The organism is Wolbachia endosymbiont of Diaphorina citri (assembly GCF_013096535.2).
GTDB lineage: Bacteria > Pseudomonadota > Alphaproteobacteria > Rickettsiales > Anaplasmataceae > Wolbachia.
The window spans coordinates 916,254-938,116 of record NZ_CP051265.2; the positions used below are offsets into that span (position 1 = coordinate 916,254).

22 protein-coding genes and 3 tRNA genes are annotated in these 21,863 nt (G+C 34.7%); 11 read left to right on the forward strand and 14 right to left on the reverse strand.

Annotated elements, in window-relative coordinates:
* Positions 1-124: 124 nt before the first annotated feature.
* Both HGO49_RS04190 and mnmE read right to left on the reverse strand, forming a co-directional pair.
* Positions 125-212: transfer RNA gene (locus HGO49_RS04190), tRNA-Ser, on the reverse strand.
* A 47-nt stretch (positions 213-259) separates the two neighbouring features.
* Positions 260-1,588 (reverse strand): tRNA uridine-5-carboxymethylaminomethyl(34) synthesis GTPase MnmE, encoded by a 1,329-nt coding sequence (gene mnmE, locus HGO49_RS04195; protein ID WP_017531973.1) that lies wholly within the window; start codon positions 1,586-1,588, stop codon positions 260-262.
* Between the two features lie 124 nt (positions 1,589-1,712).
* Between mnmE and nuoI the strand changes: the two genes are divergently transcribed.
* Genes nuoI through infC form a run of 3 tightly spaced genes read left to right on the forward strand, consistent with a single transcriptional unit; the run spans position 1,713 to position 4,683 of the window.
* Positions 1,713-2,195: an NADH-quinone oxidoreductase subunit NuoI gene (gene nuoI / locus HGO49_RS04200; protein WP_026092624.1), complete on the forward strand. Its 483-nt coding sequence runs from the start codon at positions 1,713-1,715 to the stop codon at positions 2,193-2,195.
* 55 nt (positions 2,196-2,250) lie between these two features.
* Positions 2,251-4,152: a threonine--tRNA ligase gene (gene thrS, locus HGO49_RS04205; RefSeq protein ID WP_017531975.1), complete on the forward strand. Its 1,902-nt coding sequence runs from the start codon at positions 2,251-2,253 to the stop codon at positions 4,150-4,152.
* 12 nt (positions 4,153-4,164) lie between these two features.
* Positions 4,165-4,683, forward strand: a complete 519-nt coding sequence (gene infC, locus HGO49_RS04210) for a translation initiation factor IF-3 (RefSeq protein ID WP_017531976.1) — start codon at positions 4,165-4,167, stop codon at positions 4,681-4,683.
* 5 nt (positions 4,684-4,688) lie between these two features.
* Here infC and nuoF read toward each other — a convergent pair whose 3' ends face one another.
* Both nuoF and HGO49_RS04220 read right to left on the reverse strand, forming a co-directional pair.
* Complete coding sequence (gene nuoF / locus HGO49_RS04215) at positions 4,689-5,954, reverse strand: NADH-quinone oxidoreductase subunit NuoF (RefSeq protein WP_017531977.1); 1,266 nt, start codon at positions 5,952-5,954, stop codon at positions 4,689-4,691.
* Between the two features lie 17 nt (positions 5,955-5,971).
* A tRNA-Lys gene (locus HGO49_RS04220) sits at positions 5,972-6,044 on the reverse strand.
* A 294-nt stretch (positions 6,045-6,338) separates the two neighbouring features.
* On the opposite strand from HGO49_RS04220, the gene HGO49_RS04225 reads away from it, so the two are divergent.
* The 4 genes from HGO49_RS04225 to HGO49_RS04240 all read left to right on the forward strand — a co-directional run bounded on the left by HGO49_RS04225 (position 6,339) and on the right by HGO49_RS04240 (position 9,039).
* A tRNA-Ala gene (locus tag HGO49_RS04225) sits at positions 6,339-6,414 on the forward strand.
* Between the two features lie 164 nt (positions 6,415-6,578).
* Positions 6,579-8,045 carry a magnesium transporter MgtE N-terminal domain-containing protein gene (locus HGO49_RS04230; RefSeq protein WP_017531978.1) on the forward strand — a complete coding sequence of 489 codons (1,467 nt, stop codon included), beginning with the start codon at positions 6,579-6,581 and terminating at the stop codon, positions 8,043-8,045.
* A gap of 81 nt (positions 8,046-8,126) precedes the next feature.
* Complete coding sequence (locus HGO49_RS04235; protein ID WP_017531979.1) at positions 8,127-8,480, forward strand: hypothetical protein; 354 nt, start codon at positions 8,127-8,129, stop codon at positions 8,478-8,480.
* Between the two features lie 85 nt (positions 8,481-8,565).
* Entirely contained in the window at positions 8,566-9,039 is a 474-nt protein-coding gene (locus tag HGO49_RS04240) for a hypothetical protein (RefSeq protein WP_017531980.1), read from the forward strand.
* A gap of 78 nt (positions 9,040-9,117) precedes the next feature.
* On the opposite strand, the gene ccmE is transcribed toward HGO49_RS04240, so the two are convergent.
* The 8 genes from ccmE to HGO49_RS04280 are packed head-to-tail and all read right to left on the reverse strand — an operon-like array spanning position 9,118 to position 15,921.
* Positions 9,118-9,510, reverse strand: coding sequence for a cytochrome c maturation protein CcmE (ccmE, locus tag HGO49_RS04245; protein WP_017531981.1), 393 nt, complete (start codon positions 9,508-9,510; stop codon positions 9,118-9,120).
* Complete coding sequence (locus tag HGO49_RS04250; protein ID WP_017531982.1) at positions 9,494-9,631, reverse strand: CcmD-like small membrane protein; 138 nt, start codon at positions 9,629-9,631, stop codon at positions 9,494-9,496. Before HGO49_RS04250 ends, ccmE begins: the two co-directional genes overlap by 17 nt.
* Positions 9,628-10,350, reverse strand: coding sequence for a biotin--[acetyl-CoA-carboxylase] ligase (locus tag HGO49_RS04255; RefSeq protein ID WP_017531983.1), 723 nt, complete (start codon positions 10,348-10,350; stop codon positions 9,628-9,630). The genes HGO49_RS04250 and HGO49_RS04255 overlap by 4 nt, the downstream gene beginning before the upstream one ends.
* A gap of 4 nt (positions 10,351-10,354) precedes the next feature.
* Entirely contained in the window at positions 10,355-11,740 is a 1,386-nt protein-coding gene (locus tag HGO49_RS04260; protein WP_017531984.1) for an NADH-quinone oxidoreductase subunit N, read from the reverse strand.
* A complete protein-coding gene (locus HGO49_RS04265) occupies positions 11,737-13,179 on the reverse strand; it encodes a complex I subunit 4 family protein (RefSeq protein ID WP_026092625.1) in 1,443 nt (480 codons plus the stop codon). The genes HGO49_RS04260 and HGO49_RS04265 overlap by 4 nt, the downstream gene beginning before the upstream one ends.
* A 3-nt stretch (positions 13,180-13,182) precedes the next feature.
* Positions 13,183-15,030, reverse strand: a complete 1,848-nt coding sequence (gene nuoL / locus HGO49_RS04270; protein ID WP_017531986.1) for an NADH-quinone oxidoreductase subunit L — start codon at positions 15,028-15,030, stop codon at positions 13,183-13,185.
* 4 nt (positions 15,031-15,034) lie between these two features.
* Positions 15,035-15,343 carry an NADH-quinone oxidoreductase subunit NuoK gene (gene nuoK / locus HGO49_RS04275; protein WP_017531987.1) on the reverse strand — a complete coding sequence of 103 codons (309 nt, stop codon included), beginning with the start codon at positions 15,341-15,343 and terminating at the stop codon, positions 15,035-15,037.
* Positions 15,334-15,921 (reverse strand): NADH-quinone oxidoreductase subunit J, encoded by a 588-nt coding sequence (locus HGO49_RS04280; protein WP_017531988.1) that lies wholly within the window; start codon positions 15,919-15,921, stop codon positions 15,334-15,336. Before HGO49_RS04280 ends, nuoK begins: the two co-directional genes overlap by 10 nt.
* Positions 15,922-16,153: 232 nt before the next feature.
* Between HGO49_RS04280 and HGO49_RS04285 the strand changes: the two genes are divergently transcribed.
* Together HGO49_RS04285 and HGO49_RS04290 are read left to right on the forward strand one after the other, a co-directional pair.
* Positions 16,154-16,390, forward strand: coding sequence for a WD_0964 family protein (locus tag HGO49_RS04285; RefSeq protein WP_017531989.1), 237 nt, complete (start codon positions 16,154-16,156; stop codon positions 16,388-16,390).
* Between the two features lie 222 nt (positions 16,391-16,612).
* Positions 16,613-18,529, forward strand: a complete 1,917-nt coding sequence (locus HGO49_RS04290; RefSeq protein ID WP_017531990.1) for an ATP-dependent helicase — start codon at positions 16,613-16,615, stop codon at positions 18,527-18,529.
* Between the two features lie 43 nt (positions 18,530-18,572).
* Here the strand turns inward: HGO49_RS04290 and HGO49_RS04295 are convergent, their stop codons facing one another.
* Both HGO49_RS04295 and HGO49_RS04300 read right to left on the reverse strand, forming a co-directional pair.
* Entirely contained in the window at positions 18,573-19,328 is a 756-nt protein-coding gene (locus tag HGO49_RS04295) for an alpha/beta hydrolase (RefSeq protein WP_017531991.1), read from the reverse strand.
* Position 19,329: 1 nt separating this feature from the next.
* Positions 19,330-19,854, reverse strand: a complete 525-nt coding sequence (locus HGO49_RS04300; RefSeq protein ID WP_017531992.1) for a c-type cytochrome — start codon at positions 19,852-19,854, stop codon at positions 19,330-19,332.
* 292 nt (positions 19,855-20,146) lie between these two features.
* Here HGO49_RS04300 and ruvA point away from each other — a divergent pair, with 292 nt between their 5' ends.
* Entirely contained in the window at positions 20,147-20,719 is a 573-nt protein-coding gene (gene ruvA / locus HGO49_RS04305) for a Holliday junction branch migration protein RuvA (protein WP_017531993.1), read from the forward strand.
* The gene (gene ruvB, locus HGO49_RS04310; protein ID WP_017531994.1) at positions 20,716-21,705 is read left to right on the forward strand and encodes a Holliday junction branch migration DNA helicase RuvB; all 990 of its coding nucleotides are present in this window, start codon (positions 20,716-20,718) and stop codon (positions 21,703-21,705) included. The genes ruvA and ruvB overlap by 4 nt, the downstream gene beginning before the upstream one ends.
* The last annotated feature ends 158 nt before the right edge of the window (positions 21,706-21,863 follow it).

Sequence of the window (21,863 nt, forward strand, 5' to 3'; positions counted from 1 at the left end):
CAAGGTCAATTTACAAAGGGATGTATTTTTAAAAGATGTGGCTGGATTAGATAAGATTTCCAGCGTTATGAACCACATAGTCCAAATAAACTCTAAAAATCAGCTATCATAGTGAGATGCTGTGCGGACGGAATGGGATTCGAACCCATGGTACGCTCATCACGTACGTCAGTTTTCAAGACTGGTGCCTTAAACCGCTCGGCCATCCGTCCATTTCTTTTCTATCACAATATTTGATTTTAAGCAATCTATAAAAGCTTTACTTGCCCACGCAAAAGTTGCTAAATATACTGTCCAATATTTCCTCAACATTAATAATTCCAATCACTGCACCAAATTCAAATGCAGCAAGCCTCAAGTCTTCAGACATCAACTCAATTGGATTATTGATATTAAAACGCTGTAAATGTTCCAGTGCTTTCTGCATGTGATTCCTATGTCTTTGCCGAGTAATCACAGGAGTGTCTCTATCATGCCCAAAATTTTCCTTTGCCTTCTCTTTTATGAGAGAGATCAATTTGTTTGTACCTATTTCCTTTAGAATAGAAATGGGTAAAAGATCTATGCCATTAATTTTTATATTGTGATTATTGATAACATCATCAGCTTTGCTCAATACATAAATAGTATCGCTATTTACAACGTTGCAATTGATATTATGACGCTGTTCAAAAGGAAATAGTTCTATTCTTAAATCAGCTTCAAAAGACCTTTTTTTCGCTCGACTTATACCTTCTGATTCTATTGGATCTGAACTCTCACGAATTCCAGCAGTATCAGAGAGAATGATTGGGTATCCGCCAATGTCAATATGAGCTTCAAGTATATCTCTTGTTGTGCCTGCATATTCAGAAACAATAGCAATATCACGCTTGGCTAAGAAATTAAACAGAGTTGATTTACCGACATTTGGTTCACCAGTTATTACAATATGTAAACCCTCACGCAACCTTTCGCCCCGTCTATTATCATTTAAATGCTCTTGTATCAACTGCACGAGAGATTGCACTTCATTATTAATTTTTTCCAATTCACTTTTTTCTGCCCAAATGTCCTCTGGAAAGTCTATATATGCTTCGATTTTGGATTGTATCGTTATTAATCTTTGCCTCCAATTGCTGTATAGTCTCTCCAATTCTCCTGATATCTGCTTAATCGCTTGTTTAGCTTGCATTTTCGTCTCAGCATCAATTAAGTCTGCAATCCCTTCTATTTGCGTTAAGTCAAATTTACCATTTAGAAAAGCTCTAAGTGAGAATTCTCCAGGCCTGGCCATAACGAAAATTTTTGATAATTCCTCCAAGAGGATTTTTATGACGGCCTTGCTTCCATGCACTTGTAACTCTATAACATCCTCGCCAGTGAAACTGTTTGGAGCAGGGAAATAGATGATTATTCCATTATCTATCAATTGACTGGAATCATCATATAGATCAACTAAAGTAGCAAATCTTGGTTTAATTTTTTTCTTAATATGAAAATGATTTAAAGCTTTAAGCGCGTAGTTGCCTGAAATTCTGATTATTGCAACTCCTGACTTACCAAATACGGTCGACAAAGCGAAAATAGTTTCATTTGTGTTTGTCATTATTTATATAAACTACTTAGCAATTTAAGAAACCAAAATACCTAAAAAGTCACCCAGGTGAAAATATTTATTTTGAAAACTGATAATATGATTTATAATGACTGACACAAGTTTTAAATATTTTATGCTCAAGAAATTAGCTTGGTACTGGTCTTTTGTAGAGTTAATTAAAGGGTTTGTTATTACATTAAAATATATGTTTAAGCCAAAGGTTACTTTGAGGTATCCTATGGAGAAGGGCCCTTTAAGTCCAAGGTTTCGTGGTGAGCATGCATTGCGTAGGTATCCAAACGGTGAAGAACGATGCATAGCTTGTAAGTTATGCGAAGTTATCTGCCCTGCTCAAGCAATAGTTATTGAAGCAGAGGAAAGAGAAGACGGTAGTCGCCGCACCACACGCTATGATATTGATATGACAAAATGCATATACTGCGGACTTTGCCAAGAGGCATGTCCAGTTGATGCAATTGTGGAGGGTCCTAACTTTGAATTTGCTACTGAAACAAGAGAGGAGCTAATGTACAATAAAGAAAAGTTATTGCATAATGGTGAAGTTTGGGAAGACGCAATTGCACTCAGGTTAAAAAAGAATAGGCCGTATTACTAATGTTTCAAACTTATAGCAAACCACCTTCAAGCTACATATCTGTATAGGTCTATTCATGATTAGGATTACTTTTTCAACCGAACAAAAAGTAAAAGAATACAGTGGTAGAGTCACTGGCTTTGATATATTACAACCGGATGCTTTGAAAGAAGCAGTTGCATTGAAAGTAAACGGTGAGTTGTATGATCTCTCACGTGAAATTGAATCTGATGCAGAGATAGAGGTGATACAACTGAGTGACGAAGTGGGTTTGGACATAATAAGGCACGATGCTGCTCACATAATGGCACAGGCAGTGAAAGAGCTATTTCCTAATACTCAGATTACTATCGGCCCAACAATTCAGGACGGTTTTTACTATGATTTTGCTACAGATCGTACCTTCACTACGGACGATCTTACCGCAATAGAAAAGAAAATGAAAGAGATTGTAAAAAGTAACCACAGATTTGTTCGAGAAGTTTGGACTCGCAAGCAGGTAATTGATTTCTTTAGTGGTATAGGCGAAAAATATAAGGTTGATATTATCTCATCCATACCAGAGGGTGAAAATCTAACTGTTTATAGGCAAGGTGATTTTGTTGACCTATGCCGTGGTCCGCACTCACCATCAACTGGCAGAGTTAAAGCGTTTAAACTTATGAAAGTAGCAGGTGCATACTGGCGTGGCGATTCTAAGGGCCCAATGTTGCAAAGAATATATGGCACCGCGTGGAGAAATAAGGATGAATTAAATATTTATCTTAAACGTCTGGAGGAAGCAGAAAAACGCGACCACCGCAAAATTGCTAAGGATATGGATTTATTTCACATTCAAGAGGAAGCTGTTGGGCAGGTTTTTTGGCATGAACAAGGATATACTTTATATAATGTTCTTGAGTCTTACATCAGAAAGAAGCTAATAAATAATGGCTATTTTGAGGTAAAAACTCCTATTTTAGTAAGTAAAGAGCTGTGGGAAAAATCGGGACATTGGGATAAGTTTCGTGAAAATATGTTTATTGTTGATGAATCTGAAAGCAAAAAGCTAGCAATAAAACCCATGAATTGTCCTTGCCATGTGCAGATTTTTAATTATCACACCAGAAGTTATCGTGATCTACCAATACGTATGGCAGAATTTGGCACGTGCCATAGGAATGAAAGCTCAGGCTCATTGCACGGACTGATGCGAGTGCGTGGTTTTACGCAAGACGATGCACACATTTTTTGTATGGCAAAACAAGTGAATTCTGAAACTGTAAAGTTTTGCGGCCTTTTAAAAGAAGTATATTCAGAGCTTGGATTCAATGAAATTTCTGTGAAATTTTCAGATCGTCCAGATACTAGATCAGGTAATGATGAAGTGTGGAATAGAGCTGAAAAAGCTCTGCTTGAAGCAGTTAAAGAAGCAGGGCTTAGTTATGAACTTAATCCTGGTGAAGGTGCATTTTATGGTCCAAAGTTAGAGTTTGTTTTAAAAGATGCAATAGGCAGAAATTGGCAATGTGGAACATTACAAGTTGATTTCATTTTACCAGAACGTCTGGGAGCTTTTTATATAGGGGCAGATGGGCACAAGCATCACCCTGTCATGTTACATAGGGCAATTCTTGGGACTTTTGAGCGTTTTATCGGAATTTTGATAGAAAATTATGCAGGAAAATTTCCAGTTTGGCTTGCTCCAACGCAACTTGCTATTCTGACCATTACAAATGAAGCTGACGGTTATGCTACAGAAATCAGCAACGTTTTAAAAGCACAAGGTGTGAGAATCAAAACTGATTTGACCAATGAAAAAATTAGTTATAAGATACGTTTGCATAGTTCAAACAAGGTTCCTATATTGTGGATTGTAGGCAAAAATGAAGTTACAAGTAAAACTGTGTCAGTGAGAAATTTAGGGTCAGAAGAACAAGAGTCTTTTCCTTTGGAGAAAGCTACTGAATTGCTGTTAAAAAGTATTAATTTGAATTAATGGAGATAAAATTTGCAAGTCAAAAAGAACAATAAAAACAGAATTAATGAATTCATCACAGCTAAGGAGGTACGCTTAGTTGATCATAGTGGTGAAATGGTCGGAATTGTGCCAATAGAACAAGCTTTAGAAGTTGCACAAAGTGTCAATTTAGACTTGGTAGAAATCGCACCTGATTCAACTCCTCCAGTATGTAAGATTCTGGACTATAGCAAACAAAAGTATGATATAAAAAAGAAGGCAAGTGAAGCAAAAAAGAAACAAAAAACATTAACTATAAAAGAAATTAAACTGGGTCCTAATATTGGTGATCACGACTACGAAACAAAATTGCGTCAAACAAGGGATTTTCTTGTGAATGGACATAGAATTAAAGTCACAATGAGATTTAGAGGAAGAGAGCTTATAAACACTGAAGTTGGACTGGAAAAATTAGAACGGCTAATTAGAGATGCTGAAGATATTGCGAAAGTAGAATTAGCACCTAAAAGGGAAGGAAATCAATATTCTTTAACTTTAGCTGCTAAGTAGTAAAATCACTTAAAAGTATAAGTTACTATCCTCTCTTCAATTATATGACGAAAATGTCTGATTAATCCTTGAACTGGCCAAGCTGCAGCATCGCCAAGTGCACAAATTGTATGCCCTTCTATTTGAGTTGTAAGGTCAAGTAGCTTATCTACTTCACCAGGTTTAATATTTCCTGCTACCATTCTTCTCATAATTCTCCACATCCATCCAGTGCCTTCACGGCATGGTGTACATTGTCCGCAGGACTCATGCATATAGAAATGTGATAATCTTTCTATTGCAGCTATTATGTCAGTTGATTTATCCATCACTATTACAGCAGCAGTACCAAGCCCTGATTTTGCAGCCCTTAATGAATCAAAATCCATTTCAATAGTATCGCATATAGATTTTGGAATTAATGGTACTGAAGACCCACCAGGTATTACAGCAAGTAAGTTATCCCAACCTCCTCGCACTCCACCTGCGTATTTTTCAATTAATTCACGCAGTGAAATTCCGAGCTCTTCTTCAACATTACATGGATTATTTACATGCCCTGAAATGCAAAAGACCTTAGTGCCAGTATTATTTGGTTTACCCAGAGATGCAAACCACTCTCCTCCGCGATTTAGAATATCTGGAACCATGGCTATAGTTTCAACGTTGTTTATTGTGGTTGGGCAGCCAAAAAGTCCAACACCCGCAGGGAATGGAGGTTTCATTCGAGGAAAGCCCTTTTTTCCTTCAATTGATTCAAGTTGAGCTGTTTCTTCTCCACATATGTAAGCTCCTGCACCCCTATGAATAAACACATCAAGATCATAACCTGATTTGCAGGCATTTTTTCCAATTAAGTTTTCTTTATAGGCTTCCTCAAGTGCTTTTTTTAGAACTAAATATTCATTATAAAATTCACCCCTGATATAAATATACGCAGCTGACGCATTGATTGCTCTTCCAGCCAGGAGAATTCCCTCAAGTAACTTATGTGGCTCATATCGCAATATATCTCTATCTTTACACGTACCAGGTTCTGACTCATCTGCATTGACTACCAAGTATGCTTTTATAGAATTTTTTGGCATAAAGCTCCACTTAAGGCCAGTAGAAAATCCTGCACCCCCTCGACCTCTCAAGCCAGATTTCTTTACTTCATCAATGATTTTTTCTGATCCTAAATCCAGTAATTCCTTTGTTTTTTGCCAACTACCACGTTTTTTTGCACCTTCAAGTAGTGGTGTTTCTCTACCATTTAAGTTTATGAATATTTTATCCTGTTCTTTTAGCATGCTTTTAAGATTCTAAGTGATCCCGACGCGATTCGAACGCGTGACCCACTGATTAAAAGTCAGTTGCTCTACCGGCTGAGCTACGGGATCATTTTATTTTTCAGCTACACTAAACAGTAATATAGTTTTTATCTGTTTTAATCAAACTAAAATTTTCATGCGTGATTAAATAAATTATATAATGTACTGCGTTAGTGATAATTTAGTTAAAAATTTTTGAAGACTTCTTATTAATTTTCAATTCACAGATTCATTTGGCAAAGCTGACGTACAACTCTAAAAAGATAGAGAATTTTACATAACTGCAGAATTTGTGAACTATTTAGCAATAGATAAATATTTCTTGCATTTCAGCCTGAGTGATTTATGCTTTAAGCAAGAATTGGGGGCATAGCTCAGCTGGTAGAGCATCTGTTTTGCACGCAGAAGGTCAGCGGTTCGATCCCGCTTGCCTCCACCAATATAGGTTTCAACATACCATAAAGCCAGCCTATCTATTCTATCGGGGTTTTATACTAATTCTCTAGTGATATTTGTTATTATGACTCCAATACATGCTAATTTAATTATAAATTAATCAGTAAATGCTATAATAGCTATAATTAAATTAATTAGGTAATACTTATGAGTGGAAAAAAACATGTCTTTAAGATGGTACCCGGAGAGGAATTATCAAAAGGATTTGGTAGCAGCGTCTGCTGGCCTGACTTTGTTCGTTTTCAATCTGTTAAAAAAGTTAAGCTTATGCAACTGGGAAAAGAAGATGAAGCAATAGAATTACCAATAAGATTATGTGGCAATAACATCTCTAGAGGTGGGTTTTATTGCATAAGGGACGAAGAGGGGAATACCCTGAAAAGTACTCTTTCTAGAGATAAACCAGGTTATTCAGAAAACAATTGTGCATTTGTATATTACGGTGATATGTTGGTCAAGCTATCAATGGAATCGAAGCTTATAAGTAGAGAAGATGGTGGTCTCAGGTTGCGTAATAATGTTAAATCTGAGAGATCGGAACATGGTTATGTAACACAGGAAGAGTTGGATGATACTTACAAATATTATTTCTCAGATTATCAAGGAAATATTATTAATTCACCTGACAATCAGGCATTACAATATATTGGACTGGATGTCAGTGAAGAAACAATAAAAGATATATTATCTAAAATACCAGAGAATATAGTGCTATCAAAGATGTTTGCTAAAATTTTTGTTGAGGAACTAACAGAAGATCAGTTAGCAACTCTTGCCAATACTCTTCGTCCAGACCAAATAGAGTATTTAGTAGAGCACTTAACAGATAATCAATGGCAAGCTTTGATGAGTCATTTTACCAACCACCAATTACGTATTCTTGTTCATGAATTAAATCAAGAAAAGTTAGGAATAATAGTCCCCTTATTAAATAAGGATCAGGTTGTGAACTTAGTAAAAGACTTAAATCTAGATCAAGTAAAAGAAATTTTCCCTCACCTTAAAATGGATCAGTTTATGGAGGTCATCAAGACAATAAGCGATGATCAGTTTGTAAAATTAATAAAAGATGCAGACGAGAAAACTTTAAACACTCTTTTTAATGAAGCATTAACAGATCGACTTCCAACTCTAGTAAAAACTTTAGAAGAAGATACATTACATAATTTAATTAATAAGCTAGACCATGAGAAACTTGCAATAGTAGCTCGAGAGTTAACTGATGATTCTGATAAGATTCAGATGGTTGTTAAGTCTTTAGCTAACAACCCAGAAAAACTTCAAGCTTTTGCTCGCAATATGTCTAATGAGCAGTTTAAAGAACTTTTGGACAATTTAGGTGCAGAAGAGCTGAAAGATATTATTCACAAGTTGCCTCATGAGAAAGTTATATCTGTGATTGGTGATCTTGATAGTAAAGATCAGTCTAATGCTATTATTGATGCATTGAAGGAGAAATTTAACGAGCAAAATGAAAAAATGAAAGACCTTATGAGTAAGGTTGACCGAATGCTTCCTGAGGAGAGTGAAGCAAATTGGAATGATGCACATCCATCAACTTACGTTCTTCAAGATGTTAATGCTGAGTTTGCAGTAATAGATAATTTATTGTGAACTTGGATATTGATAAATCAACAGTGTGCATGTGAAACTAAAAAATAATTTAAACTTTAATAATTTATGGAGGTAATTTATATGAGTAAGAACTCGCAAAACCTTTTACAAAATGCGGATAATGTTAAACAACTTATAAGAGATCTTGATTTTATTACAATTAAGGGAGTTAGTGGTAGCGATATAACGAACCTTAACCAAATGGTTACTGGTAATACTCTTAAAACAACAGTTGATCAATTAGTTAACAATATTAATGAACAGCTTATTAGTAGCTTGAATACTAAGTTAGGAGAAGAGCAAGCTAAAGTTGTAAGTTTGCAAGAGATTATAGGCAACGAAAGTAAAGGATTACAAAAAGATCTAATAGATTTAGCAGCTAAATTAAATAATATGTTACCTGAGGAGGCACCACCCTATTATGACATGTTGTAAAGTGTAAGAAAGTAACAGCCTCATATCAGTCTGTACATACCATTTCATATGACTGAGTTAATTTTAAAATTTTATAGGAGTTAATATGAGTAACAACAGTAAACAAGAAAGTGAAAATAACTTTGAAGTAACAAGAGAAATGAGCGATTTCAAATTTAAAGAAATAGACAATATAGAAGTTGAAGTTAAGCCTACAAACTTTGAGGATATTGCAGATAAAATTGCAACAATTCATTACGTCGATCAAGTTATGGATAAGTTAATCTATGATTTAAACGAGAAGTTTGTCGTTGATTTAAATGCCTCGTTTATGGAAAATATAGTACAACTTCGAGAAGGGTTTCTTGATATGAGCCAAAAATTAACTCGGGGTTTATCTCATTTGAGTGAATTAATTCATAACAATCCACGGGATGGATTTATTGATAATAATCAAAATTATAAAACATGGACAGAAGAACTTGATCACCTAAGGGGAGAAGTTGAAGGATTAAAAGCAGCAATAATTGACCATAATGACGTAAAATGGGAAGAGCCAGCCAGCTCTGATATATTGTAGTAGTTAAGAAAGTAGCAGTTTGCTAGCAGGCTGTTGCTTTCTTTCACATACTATTTCAATACAGCTGAATTAGGGAATCTATTTTAAAACTTTCGGCATATAGTTCTCATCATGTTTTGCAAACACCGTATTTGCAAGAAAGGTATTATTATCAGACATTTTACCTTGCACAACAACACCACTTTTTTCTGAAAACATCGGTGGAAGTATTCCCTGATATTTCACCATAACGCTCTTGTTAAAATCTGTCATTTGAAAAACTACTTCACTTTCGCTCCGTATCACGCTCTTTTCAACAACCATTCCACCAACACGGATTGGCTTTTGATTATTTGGCAAGACTATGGCTTCACTTACTGTATAGAAAAATGAGATATTTTCTTTGAGCGTTGTTAAAATAAAAAAAACTGCACAACTTAAAAAGCAGAAAATTCCTGAAGTTATAAGTAATCGCTTATGTTTCTTCTTCATTATTATCTTTCAGGCTTTCTAGAATTTTTTTACTTTTAATATAGCAAGAAATGGTAAGAATCAGTTCTCCGGTAATCAACGTAAAACTAATAAGGTAAGCAAAAATTACATATGTATTCATAATGCATTATCAATAAATAACTCACCTGCATCAAAATAAATTAAGCTTCCATCCTTTTGCTGCAACACCAATTTACCACTGTTATCTATATCAGCAAAAATTCCTTCATACAATTTGTCAGCTAGCTTTACACTGATTTGCTCGTTCATTTTGAATGCTTTTTTTAACCACATTTCTCTTATAGCATAAAACCCATCAAATAGCCATTGCTTTCTTAGCTTATTAAAATTTATTATTAATTCCTTTAACAGATCCATGTTAGACACAGATTCACCGTAATTGCTAATGCACGTTGTGCCTGGAAGTGGCGCATGATTGACATTAATTCCAATTCCTATAACAAGCCAATGCGAATTGGACTTTCTTTCAAGCAATATTCCACTGATTTTTTTATCATCAATCAAAACATCATTTGGCCATTTATATTGAACATTACTATCAGCTATAAATGACAGTAATATGTTGCCAACAGCAACAGCAGTCACAAAAGTCAGTTCTGTTAATTTGCCAATATCTGTGACTTGATTTATCACCAAACTCGCATAGAGATTACCTTCTGGAGAAACCCAACTTTTTCTAGTGCGTCCCCTACCTTCTGTTTGTTTATCAGCAATAATAACGGTTTCATTTGATATTCCTTTATTAATTAAATCCAATGCTTCCGTATTAGTGCTTGAAACTTCTTTGTAATGATAAATACGAAAACCTTCGAGGATCACCTTGTCAGCCCTTTAGTTTAATGAGTGAGTCAAGATCTTCTGCGTACAAGAAAAGAACGAGGTTGATCAGTGAAGCCACTGAAGTGATAATGAATAGACTCTTAGAATAAGCAACCTTATTACCACTAGCTTTATCAAAATACATAACTTTCATGATATTTAAATAATAGTAGCATGATATCACACTCGCTATTACAAGGATCAAAGACAGGCTGATAAAGCCAGAATTTATTAAACTTTTGAATATAAAAAATTTAGCGATAAAACCTGCAAGTGGAGGTATTCCCGACATCGAGAGTAACAGTACAGAAAGATGAAATGCTACAATTGGGTGTTTCTTCCCTATACCAGATAAATTTGCAATATCACAATCGTCATCGTCAATTTGTACGAGATATGAGAATAGCCCTATGCTTGTGATGATATATATCACCAAATACATTAAGGCACTATCTGTTCCTGCTTGTGTAAAAATAGAAAGTGAAGCAAATATAAAACCAATGTGACCAATTGAACTGTAAGCAAGCAGCCTTTTTAAGTTTTGCTGACGCAAGGCCCCAAAAGCTGAGATAAGCACAGACAATGCTGAAACGTATAAGAAAATAGGCTGAACATAACTTTTTACATTTACTAACTCTTCATTCATCAATCGAATTAAAAATGTTACAAGTGCAGCTTTTGGAGCTGTAGAAAAAAAAGCAGTTACTATGGTAGGTGCGCCTTGATAGACATCTGGAGCCCACATATGAAAAGGAGCAATAGCAAGCTTGAAACACAAACCAATAAGGATAAAAACTAACCCAAAAACTATTCCATAAGTTATCTGATGGTTTTGCAAGAATGAACCGAGCTCAGAGAAATTAACTTGTCCTGTATATCCATAAAGCAGCGACATTCCATATAGCATAATGCAGGAAGATAGTGCACTAAGTGTAAAATATTTCACTCCTGCTTCACATGAATAAGCTGAATCTTTATTAAAGCTCGCAAGAACATACAAAGATATACTCATCAACTCAAAAGCTAAATAAAAAGAAATCAGACTATTTGCTGAAACCAAAGTTATCATGCCAAATAGCGCAAAAAGAATCAGTATTGAAAATTCATATTTATAGTCATATTTTGATAAATTCAGCATCAAAAGTATTAAAATTCCTGTGCTGAGAATTAACCCTTGGGCTGACCTGATGTATAAGTTGAGTTTTAACAACGAATTAAAGAGAAAAATTTCATTGTTTTCTGCCGAAATAATTAAAATAATCAAAGTTACCACTGTGCAGCCAAGTGCTAATAAGTTGATAGTTCGGCGGTTAAATATAATTCCAAGCAGTAGCAACACTAACGAGGAGATAATAGAGAACATTTCCGGCAATATCTGTATATAATTCATAGCGCATTATATTTGACTAACAAATTTGCCATACATGGCTTCAAATAGTTCAGTGCAAGGATTGGGTAAAATCCAAGCAAAATAACAAACACTGCAAGCAGAATTAAGACAGAAAATTCTATGTTATCCAGGTGATGATTTAACAATTTAGAATCACTAACTCCCCATATTATTTGCTTACATAAATTCAGCATATAAACTGCGCTTAAAATAGTGCCAAGTGCGATAAATCCTGTAAAAAAACCTATGCTCTTAAACATTCCAACCATAGCCAAGAACTCACCTATGAATCCAGATGTTCCGGGTAAACCTATTGAAGCCATTGAAAATAAAATGAACATGAAACCAAATTTTGGCATTGTGTTTACTATGCCAAAATATTTTGCAATCTCCAAAGTCCCAGTTCGAGTATATAGCATTCCAACACATAAAAATAAAGCAGCAGAAATAAGGCCATGACTAATCATTTGAAATATACTACCCAGTACTCCTTCCTCACAAAGTGAAAAGAGGCCAGCGGTAACGATCCCCATATGTGCTATTGAAGAATAAGCTATTAACTTCTTTATATCATCTTGAGCAAACGCAACTAGCGAAGCATATATCACCGCAATAATGCTCAGCACAACAACGAAATTTGAAAAATACAAACTTGCCTGAGGAAGCATTGGAATAGAAAACCTTAAAAATCCATATCCCCCCATTTTAATAAGCAAGCCAGCTAAAATCACAGATCCAGAAGTTGGTGATTGCACATGTGCATCAGGAAGCCAAGTGTGAAATGGAAACATTGGAACTTTTATTGCAAAGGAAATAAAAAATGCAATCCACAGCAATGACTGCACTTTAAGATCAAGGCTTGGCACTAATGTAGCTAATTTTTGTATATTAAACGTTCCAAAAATGTTATAGATGTACACCAATCCAAGTAGGAATAATAATGAGCCAGTTAATGTATAAAGAAACAGCTTAAACGTCGCATATACCCTTTGCTTCCCTCCCCAAATGCCAATAATAAAGAACATTGGTATTAAAACAGCTTCGAAAAACACATAAAAGCTTATAGCATTCAGTGAAACGAAAAAACCGACTACAAAACTCTCAAGCAGTAGAAATAATGCCATATATGGCTTGAGAGTCGTATAACTCATTTTGCAATTATAGAGCATACAAATAACAAACAAGAAGGTCGTAAGTAGAAGGAAAAGCAACGATATACCATCTATCCCTATACCAACATTTCTAATTGGGTAGCTGACAAACTGAAAGTCCGCATCGTTATAATCAAATTCTATACAAGCTACAATGCTAAGCAAAAATGGAAGTACAGCAAAAAATAGAGCAAGGAATCTTAAGTGTATAGATTGATGATTAATCCTGATTAAGGATAAAATCAATGCTCCTATCAGTGGAAGCAAGAATATACTAAGTAACAACACCTTCTATTTAATTCCAATAATATATAAAGCACCGATTATTAGAGTAACAAACATAATAAATGCATAATCAAATATATAACCAGTTTGCAACTTTATAGAACTTTTTGAACATTCATTAACCAACCTTACAACACCATTTGGCCCAAATGAATCAATAGCCTTAACATCAAATTTCCATAAAAGCCTAGACATAAACCTTATCGGTGCAATGATAACAAACTCATACACCTCATCAAAGTACCATTTATTCTGCAAAAACTTAAGTAAAAATTTACTCTTAATTTGCCTAATTACTTGATATTGGTAAATTAGGTACGCAAGTGCTATTCCACTTAGGCTTGCTAAGGTTGGCAGTAGTTTTATAAAGAAATTATGAACTCCATGCTCATCAATAACTACTAAACTTGATTTCCAAAACGCATTACTAGTTATGTTCAAAATATTTGCTCCCCACACTCCAGAAAATACCGAACCAAAAGCAAGTATCAGTAATGGTATAAGCATAATCTTTGGTGCCTCATGTACATTAATTTTACTTTGTTTTTGGCTGTGGAACACAAGAAGCAATAACCTCCAAGAGTAAAACGCTGTGAAGAATGCAACAACTAAGCTTATTACAAAAGCAAAGCTATCCGTGCTATAAGCATGTTCAATTATCAAGTCTTTTGAGTAAAAACCTGCAAATGGAAATATTCCAGAAAGTGCAAGAGACCCAATCCACATGAGAGTGTAAGTGCAAGGGATTTTCTTCCAGCAATTTCCCATTTTCTGAATATTTTGCTCATGATGCATTGCATGAATCACATTGCCAGCACCAAGAAATAGTAGAGCTTTAAAAAAAGCGTGTGTCATTAAATGAAAAATAGCAACATTGTAAGCAGAAAGCCCACATGCCATGAACATATAACCAAGTTGACTGCAGGTTGAATAAGCAATTATTTTCTTTATATCGTTCTGAGTAATTGCAACGGTGGCTGCAAAAAAAGCAGTGAGTGCTCCAACGATAACTATTAATTCTCGTGCCACATTTGATAACTCAAACAATGGAGAACACTTTGCTACTAAAAATATACCTGCTGTTACCATCGTTGCTGCGTGAATGAGTGCAGAAACAGGTGTTGGCCCTTCCATTGCATCTGGCAACCAAACATGTAAACCAAGCTGTGCAGATTTACCCATACAGCCAATAAAAAGTAATATGCATATTATATGAATTATTTTAAATTCACAGCAGAATGCTCTAATGTTCTGCGTGCCAAGAAAATCAGCTGTGTCAAAAATTTCAGTAAATTTCAAAGAGTGAAATGTATAATAAATGAGAAAGATCCCAATCAATAGTGCAAAGTCTCCTACCCTATTCACAACAAATGCTTTAATTGCCGCATTATTTGCAGAATATTTTTGGAACCAAAATCCTATGAGTAAATAAGAACATAGGCCAACCCCTTCCCAGCCCAAAAAAAGCTGCACGAAATTATCGCTTACAACCAGCACAATCATGCAAAACGTAAATAGCGATAGGTAAGAAAAAAACCTCGACTTCCCTTTGTCATGCTCCATATAACCGATAGAATAGAGGTGGACTACTAGTGAAACGGTGGTAATAACAATAAGCATTAAGGATGAGAGAGCATCCACACTAATTGCCCAATTTACTTTTAATACACTTAATGAAAATAGAGGAAATAAACTCAAGTGATAATTTTCAGAGAAGGTGAGAAAAACATACCAAGATAAAACTGCAGATATTCCAATCCCTGCCGTTGTAACTAACTGACTTTTTCTAAAAAATGCTCCAAACAATGAACCAAAAAGTGGCAGAAATACTATTAATTTCAGTATATCCATCATACTTTCATTCTTTCATTAAATTTGCTTGTTCAACTTCTATATTGCCACGGCTTCTATAATATACAACCAATATTGCAAGCCCAACTCCTGACTCTGCTGCCGCAACAGTCAACACAAACATCACAAAAATTTGCCCAACTATATCATTCATAAAGGCAGAAAAAGCAACTAAATTGATGTTAATCGCCAGCAATAATATTTCTATTGATAACAGTATGTTGATTATGCTCTTACGGTTAATGAAAATACCACACACTCCAATAGTGAACAAAAGAGCAGCAATTATCAAAAAGTGATTTAATCCTATTTCCATTCCACTCCTTTTCCAAATTTAGCCTTAATCAATTTTACAGATGAAGATTGTGTCAATTGCTTTAACACGTTCTGTTTTCTAACTCCTTTTTTCTTTTCCTGCAAAGTAAGAGCAATTGCACCAACAATTGCAACAAGCAGCAGAATACCAGAAAGATGAAAAGCGTACATGTAGTCAGTGTAGAGCAAATTACCGATAGCTTTCACGTTATTGGTATTATAGTTTATAACATTACTTATATTCGGTGCTGAGCTGCGAATTACAAAGCTGATGATTAGAAAAAACACAACACATAATATAGCACCAAGAGTGAAATGCTTTGCAAAACCCTGATGCAATCTTATGTAGTCGATATCGAGCATCATAACTACAAAGAGGAATAACACTGCAACTGCACCGATATATACTATTAGCACCATCATAGCAATGAATTCAGCTCCAAGGAGAATAAAAAGCACTGCAGAGTTAACGAAAGTGAAAATTAAAAATAACACTGCATGCACAGGATTCCTTACGCTAATTACACAAACAGCAGATAAGATGCTTAGAATTGCAAAAGAATAAAAGAAAAAAGGCATTGATACTTTAACTGCAACAATAGTTACTAATTTAAAGTGACTATTGTTGTGAAGTCAATATTATATTAAACGTTTGAAAACATTGTACTATAAAACCCTAGCTCCATTTTAAGTGATTATATAGAGCGTTTCCTAAGCGTTTCATCAATACAATAAACACTTAACTTACTCTTGACCATTTTAATTTATTAACATATAATATATGTATATTAATAATCAGCGGTAGCTCAAAATGTACAACATATTTGGTTATTTAAAAAACAACAATAGTTCTAACACACAAAGTAGCAGACTAGATGGAGAAAGTTATCAATACACTACAAGAGACTATATGACAATTTACTTTAATAACACACTAGCAAGTTTCAGTAGATCATTGAGAGAATTTAAAGAAAAAGCGTATGGATTTATGTATGATATCGGAACTTGGTTGAAAGAAACAAATGAAGGAACTAAATCGTACATATAAGCCATTCCAAACTCCACCTACTCACCCAACAAGCAGAAGTTTTGGTGCCAATAACTCAAATCAAGTTGTTGTTACTCGACATACACCTGAAGCTACTAAAACAAGATAGATCTACGCTTAAATATCTAGTACTTGAATAAGTTGAATGTTATGTTCAATAAGACCTTTACAATATTTGGATCATAGGTTTAACTTTATGAAGTTATAATCTATAGAGCTTCAATGAACGATTATCTCTCACTGTTAAATCCAGAGCAACAATTAGCTGTAACTAACGTGAATGGACCAGTTTTGATACTAGCAGGAGCCGGAACCGGAAAAACAAGAACGATCACTTCAAGAATAGCGCACATAATTAGGAACGGTCACGCTTATTCTGATGAAATATTAGCAGTTACATTTACAAATAAAGCAGCAAATGAGATGGTATCAAGGGTACTTGAGCTAACAGGAACAAACATACCATCGCTTGGCACTTTCCATGCAATTGCAGCAAAAATTCTACGTCATCATGCTGAAGTCGTGGGGCTGAATTCCAATTTTACAATTATTGGTGTGGATGATCAATTACAGGTAATAAAAAACATCATGAATGAAATCAGCCCTGATTACCTATCAGAAAAATGTAAGACCATTATGAATATTATTCAGCAATGGAAAGAGAAGTGTTTGTTGCCGTCTGAAGTAGAAGACGTTCAATCATTTAGGCCAGTGTACGTAACTGCACTCAAAGTCTATTACCAGTATCAGGAAAGGTTAAAGTTCCTTAACTCTGTCGATTTCGGTGACCTACTGCTATACAATATACAACTTTTTAATCAAAAGACCGAAATTTTGTCCTACTACCAAAACAAGTTTAAATATATCATGGTAGATGAATATCAAGACACAAATGCAATACAATATCTTTGGCTAAAATACCTTGCAAAAGAGCACTCAAATATTTGTTGTGTAGGAGATGATGATCAATCGATATACAGTTGGCGTGGTGCAGAAGTTGAAAATATTTTGAAGTTTTCTGATGATTTTAAAAATGCAAAAATCGTAAAATTAGAATGTAACTACAGGTCAACATCACATATACTTGCAACTGCATCATATATTATCAATCACAATAAGACTCGATTAGAGAAAAAGTTGTGGACAACAAATATTGAAGGAGAAAAGGTAAGTCTAATAAAATTGTGGGACGGAAAAGCTGAAGCAAGGTTTATAAGCGAACAGATATTAAAGCTCAATAAATACAGATTTAGTGACATTGCAGTGCTTGTAAGAGCTACTTTTCAAACTAGAGTCATGGAAGAGTATTTTATAAAGTATTCAATTCCCTATAAGATTATAAGTGGCGTAAAATTCTACGAACGTCAAGAAGTAAGGGATATAATCACATATTTAAGGCTTGTTACAAATAATAACGATGACCTTGCCTTTGAAAGGATCGTAAATCGTCCAAAAAGAAGTATAGGAGCTACAACTCTCAAGAAGATATACACAACTGCCCAAGATAACAAGACTTCTTTTTTTGAAGCAGCAAAAATATTAGTTGATGGTAATCAGGTGACTGAGAGAATAAAACTCTCACTAAATGATTTTTTAAATAAAATAAAAGCTTGGGAAGAAATGGTAAATGTGAAACCACTCTATGAGTTTGTAAAAAATATAGCAAGTCAATCAGGGTATATTGAAATGCTTGAAGATGAAGGAGTAACAGGTTTAGCACGAATAGAAAATGTCAAAGAGCTTATTTCATCTTTGAAGAATTTTGACAACGCTACAACCTTCTTGGAGCACATAAGTTTAGTGATGGAAGTGGATAATATGAATAGCGATGACACTGTATATGTTATGACTCTTCACGCATCTAAAGGGCTAGAATTCCCTTGTGTGTTTTTACCTGGCTGGGAAGAAGGATTATTCCCTCATCAAAGATCTTTTGAGGATAAAAGCGGTAAAGCTTTAGAAGAAGAAAGAAGACTTGCATATGTTGGCATAACCAGAGCAAAGGAAAGGTTGATCATTTCATGTGCAGACAGAAGGGAAATGAATAACCAATGGCAACCAATGTACACTTCTCGATTCATCAAAGAGTTACCAAGGGAAAATGTTGAAGTCATTAAGAGTAACATTGCTTACTGCTGAAGCTATAATTCCAGATAAACATACCTTGCAAATCTGAGCTACCTCAATTATATATTTCTTCTGGTAAAAATTCTCTGATGGTCTTAAATAAAATTTTCAGTGAATGATTATCAGACATATTGTGCTCTGCTGATTTTATTAAGTGTACTGCAACGTCTGTTGATTTGATTTTTTTAGCTAAATTTAATGAAATTTGATAAGGAATATCTCTATCGTTAATGCTATGCAATAAACGCACAGGACAGTTTATATCTATTGTTTCTTGATTTAAAAGGAGATTCTTTCTGCCATCCTCGATCAAATTTTTAGTTATTTTGTATGCGCAGTGCCCTGAAGTAAAATCTATTACACCTTTAGAACATAGCTCTTCTTTTTGCCTACCCGACAATTGATTAAATATTAAATCTTCAGTGAAGTCAGGAGCAGACGATATACCAATTAGCGCTGCAGTTTTTTCTGGAAATTGAAGAGCAGTGAGCAACATCAGCCATCCCCCCATACTTGAGCCTATAATTATTTGTTTGCTGCTAGTTAATTCGCTTATCACTTTAGCACAATTTTTTTGCCAATCACTTATTGTATAATCAGCGAAGTCACCGCTTGAATTACCGTGGCCAAAATAATCAAAGAGCACAAGTGCTACATCATTTTCTTGGCAAAATTTGTAAATGGCAGTTGCTTTAGTTCCATCCATATTGGATGCAAAACCACCAAAAAAAACTATGGAAGCTTTCTTTCCTTGTAGCTTTCGATATGCTATATGGTCATTACTTCCATTAAGTAATTTACAATAATCCATACTACTTTGGCAAGGCAACCGGACTATCGCTCACCGAACGCAAATAGCTGACTAGATCTGCAATTTCTTGTGGATTGGAAATGCCTGCAAATGCCATACGTGTACCTTTTATATAGGCTTTTGGATTTTTTAAAAAAGTAAATAATTCTTCATATCCCCATATTCCACCTTTTTCAAGCAGTGCTTTTGAGTAATTGAACGAATTGCCAAGATGGGCCTTTTTATTTCCAACTACGTTCCACAAGTTTGGTCCTACTTTATTCATTCCACCTTTCTCAAAACTGTGGCAAGCTATACATTTTTTTGCTGCTGACTTCCCCTTTTCAAAGCTAGCATTTTGCATGAGCTCCCCAATATCAAATGCCACTTGTTCAATCTTTTGCTGAGGCTCATTGCTGGCTGCTACTATTGTTTGGTGTTCAATTTTATAATCCTCTGGGTTATAGAGCATATCAACTACATTACTAACTATCATAATTATTAATCCAGAAAGTAAAATCGATGCTGCAATCTTATTAAGCTCCATAGTTAATTCTTATCAAGTAATGTTACTTAAATTATGCAAATATTTTCGCGAACAGCAAACAATTACCTTTATTCCACCAAAGATAGAAATTTCTATTACTTAGTTAATAGATCGCAATTCTGATGCTAAAGTAACTCCGTGGTCCAGTCACATACTGGTCCGGAATAATATATTCAAATAGATTTCCTGCAAACCTGTCTGCAATGATTGAAACTGGAACCACTGCTATAATGTTCGTTTGCTTGACCTAAGATTCAGGAGCATTTAAACTGAACTTTATAAAGTACTAAAAATGATAGGAAATCTAAGTGGAATAATTGATGAAGTATGCAGCGATCACATAATACTGAATGTGAATGATGTTGGCTATATAGTATATCTTTCAGCCAAAATTTTAAGTACTTGTTCGATTGGAAGTAGAGTAAAATTACTTATCGACACTTATGCAAATAGCAGAGAAAACGTTGCTCAGCTATATGGCTTTATAAGTAAAGAAGAACAGCAGTGTCTGCGTTTATTAGTTAAAGTGAGCGGTGTCAGCTATAAAACCGCAATGTCAATTTTGAGCAAATTAACTCCAGAGCAACTGTTTTTGGCAATTATAAACGAGGATAAACTAGCACTTAAGGTGAGTGGACTTGGCCTGAAACTCATAAATCGAATTATTACTGAGCTGAATGGCAAAGTAAGTAAATTAGAGATAAATAACGATCATTTTCACTCAATTAGTGAAGATGCTCTTTCAGCTTTGATCAATCTTGGATATGAAAGAACAAAAGCTTATGATACAATAAAAAAAATAGAAGATGAATCACCAAACTTGGACACTAAAGATATTATTCGTATGGCGCTTAAAACAATATGAAGTCAATATCATGTAGTAAGGAATACTCTGAAGATGTACGTAATTTAAATATCAGGCCTGAGCAACTTGATGATTTTGTCGGGCAAAAAGACTTAATACAAAATTTAAAAGTGTTTATAAATGCTGCACAGACGAGAGCTGAAGCTTTGGATCACGTATTGCTCTATGGTCCTCCAGGGCTTGGCAAAACAACTTTAGCACAAATTGTTTCTAAGGAGTTAAGGGTTAGCTTTCGTGCAACTTCTGGTCCATTGCTTAGTAAAGCTGGGGACTTAGCTGCAGTTCTCACTACTTTAAATGCAAAAGATGTTCTATTTATCGATGAGATCCATAGATTAAATCGTAGCATTGAGGAAGTTTTATATACTGCTATGGAAGATTTTTGCCTAGATATACTAGTAGGTGAGGGCACATCTACCAGAACTTTAAGAATAGATTTACCACCATTTACACTGATTGGGGCAACAACACGGCTTGGACTGCTTTCTGCACCGCTGAGGGATCGTTTTGGTATTCCCCTGCATCTTGAGTTTTATTCTTTTGAGGAACTGGTTGATATTATAAAAAGAGGTGCAAGAGTTCTTTGTGCTGAAATCGAAAAGGATGCTGTGCAGGAAATTGCTTGCCGTGCCCGCGGTACTCCAAGAATTGCTTTGAGATTACTCAGAAGAATAAGAGATTTTGTTGAAGTCAAAGATGATAAAAAAATTACCTGTGAAATTGCCGGTTCTGCACTATCAAAATTGGGTATAGATAAAATGGGACTAAATAAATTAGATATGGATTATCTGAGATTTTTGTTTAACACCTCAGGACCTGTTGGAATTGACACCATATCTATTGCACTATCTGAAGATGTTGGCAATATTGAAGAAACAGTAGAACCTTATTTAATCAAGGTCAGTTTTGTAAAGCGCACACCAAGAGGACGTGTTTTAACTGATCAAGCAAAGGAATATCTCAGCATCAATTCAGTAGTATGCTAGCATTATAATATATTTTATACATTGTATAATATTACACTCAACATTATAATATTCTCTTATTATATGATTTGTAGGTGTTTTTGAGGCAAATAAGAAAGTCTTCTATTATAGTGAATATGTTCTTGAAATATTACATAATATATGATAGTCTTTATATG

Excerpts from the sequence above, each read along its gene's own strand:
- mnmE (WP_017531973.1), bottom strand. The coding sequence starts at position 1,588 with ATGACAAACACAAATGAAACTATTTTCGCTTTGTCGACCGTATTTGGT.
- nuoI (WP_026092624.1), top strand. The coding sequence starts at position 1,713 with ATGCTCAAGAAATTAGCTTGGTACTGGTCTTTTGTAGAGTTAATTAAA.
- thrS (WP_017531975.1), top strand. The coding sequence starts at position 2,251 with ATGATTAGGATTACTTTTTCAACCGAACAAAAAGTAAAAGAATACAGT.
- nuoF (WP_017531977.1), bottom strand. The coding sequence starts at position 5,954 with ATGCTAAAAGAACAGGATAAAATATTCATAAACTTAAATGGTAGAGAA.
- HGO49_RS04230 (WP_017531978.1), top strand. The coding sequence starts at position 6,579 with ATGAGTGGAAAAAAACATGTCTTTAAGATGGTACCCGGAGAGGAATTA.
- HGO49_RS04235 (WP_017531979.1), top strand. The coding sequence starts at position 8,127 with ATGAGTAAGAACTCGCAAAACCTTTTACAAAATGCGGATAATGTTAAA.
- HGO49_RS04240 (WP_017531980.1), top strand. The coding sequence starts at position 8,566 with ATGAGTAACAACAGTAAACAAGAAAGTGAAAATAACTTTGAAGTAACA.
- ccmE (WP_017531981.1), bottom strand. The coding sequence starts at position 9,510 with ATGAAGAAGAAACATAAGCGATTACTTATAACTTCAGGAATTTTCTGC.
- HGO49_RS04250 (WP_017531982.1), bottom strand. The coding sequence starts at position 9,631 with ATGAATACATATGTAATTTTTGCTTACCTTATTAGTTTTACGTTGATT.
- HGO49_RS04260 (WP_017531984.1), bottom strand. The coding sequence starts at position 11,740 with ATGAATTATATACAGATATTGCCGGAAATGTTCTCTATTATCTCCTCG.
- nuoL (WP_017531986.1), bottom strand. The coding sequence starts at position 15,030 with ATGATGGATATACTGAAATTAATAGTATTTCTGCCACTTTTTGGTTCA.
- nuoK (WP_017531987.1), bottom strand. The coding sequence starts at position 15,343 with ATGGAAATAGGATTAAATCACTTTTTGATAATTGCTGCTCTTTTGTTC.
- HGO49_RS04280 (WP_017531988.1), bottom strand. The coding sequence starts at position 15,921 with ATGCCTTTTTTCTTTTATTCTTTTGCAATTCTAAGCATCTTATCTGCT.
- HGO49_RS04285 (WP_017531989.1), top strand. The coding sequence starts at position 16,154 with ATGTACAACATATTTGGTTATTTAAAAAACAACAATAGTTCTAACACA.
- HGO49_RS04290 (WP_017531990.1), top strand. The coding sequence starts at position 16,613 with ATGAACGATTATCTCTCACTGTTAAATCCAGAGCAACAATTAGCTGTA.
- HGO49_RS04295 (WP_017531991.1), bottom strand. The coding sequence starts at position 19,328 with ATGGATTATTGTAAATTACTTAATGGAAGTAATGACCATATAGCATAT.
- HGO49_RS04300 (WP_017531992.1), bottom strand. The coding sequence starts at position 19,854 with ATGGAGCTTAATAAGATTGCAGCATCGATTTTACTTTCTGGATTAATA.
- ruvA (WP_017531993.1), top strand. The coding sequence starts at position 20,147 with ATGATAGGAAATCTAAGTGGAATAATTGATGAAGTATGCAGCGATCAC.
- ruvB (WP_017531994.1), top strand. The coding sequence starts at position 20,716 with ATGAAGTCAATATCATGTAGTAAGGAATACTCTGAAGATGTACGTAAT.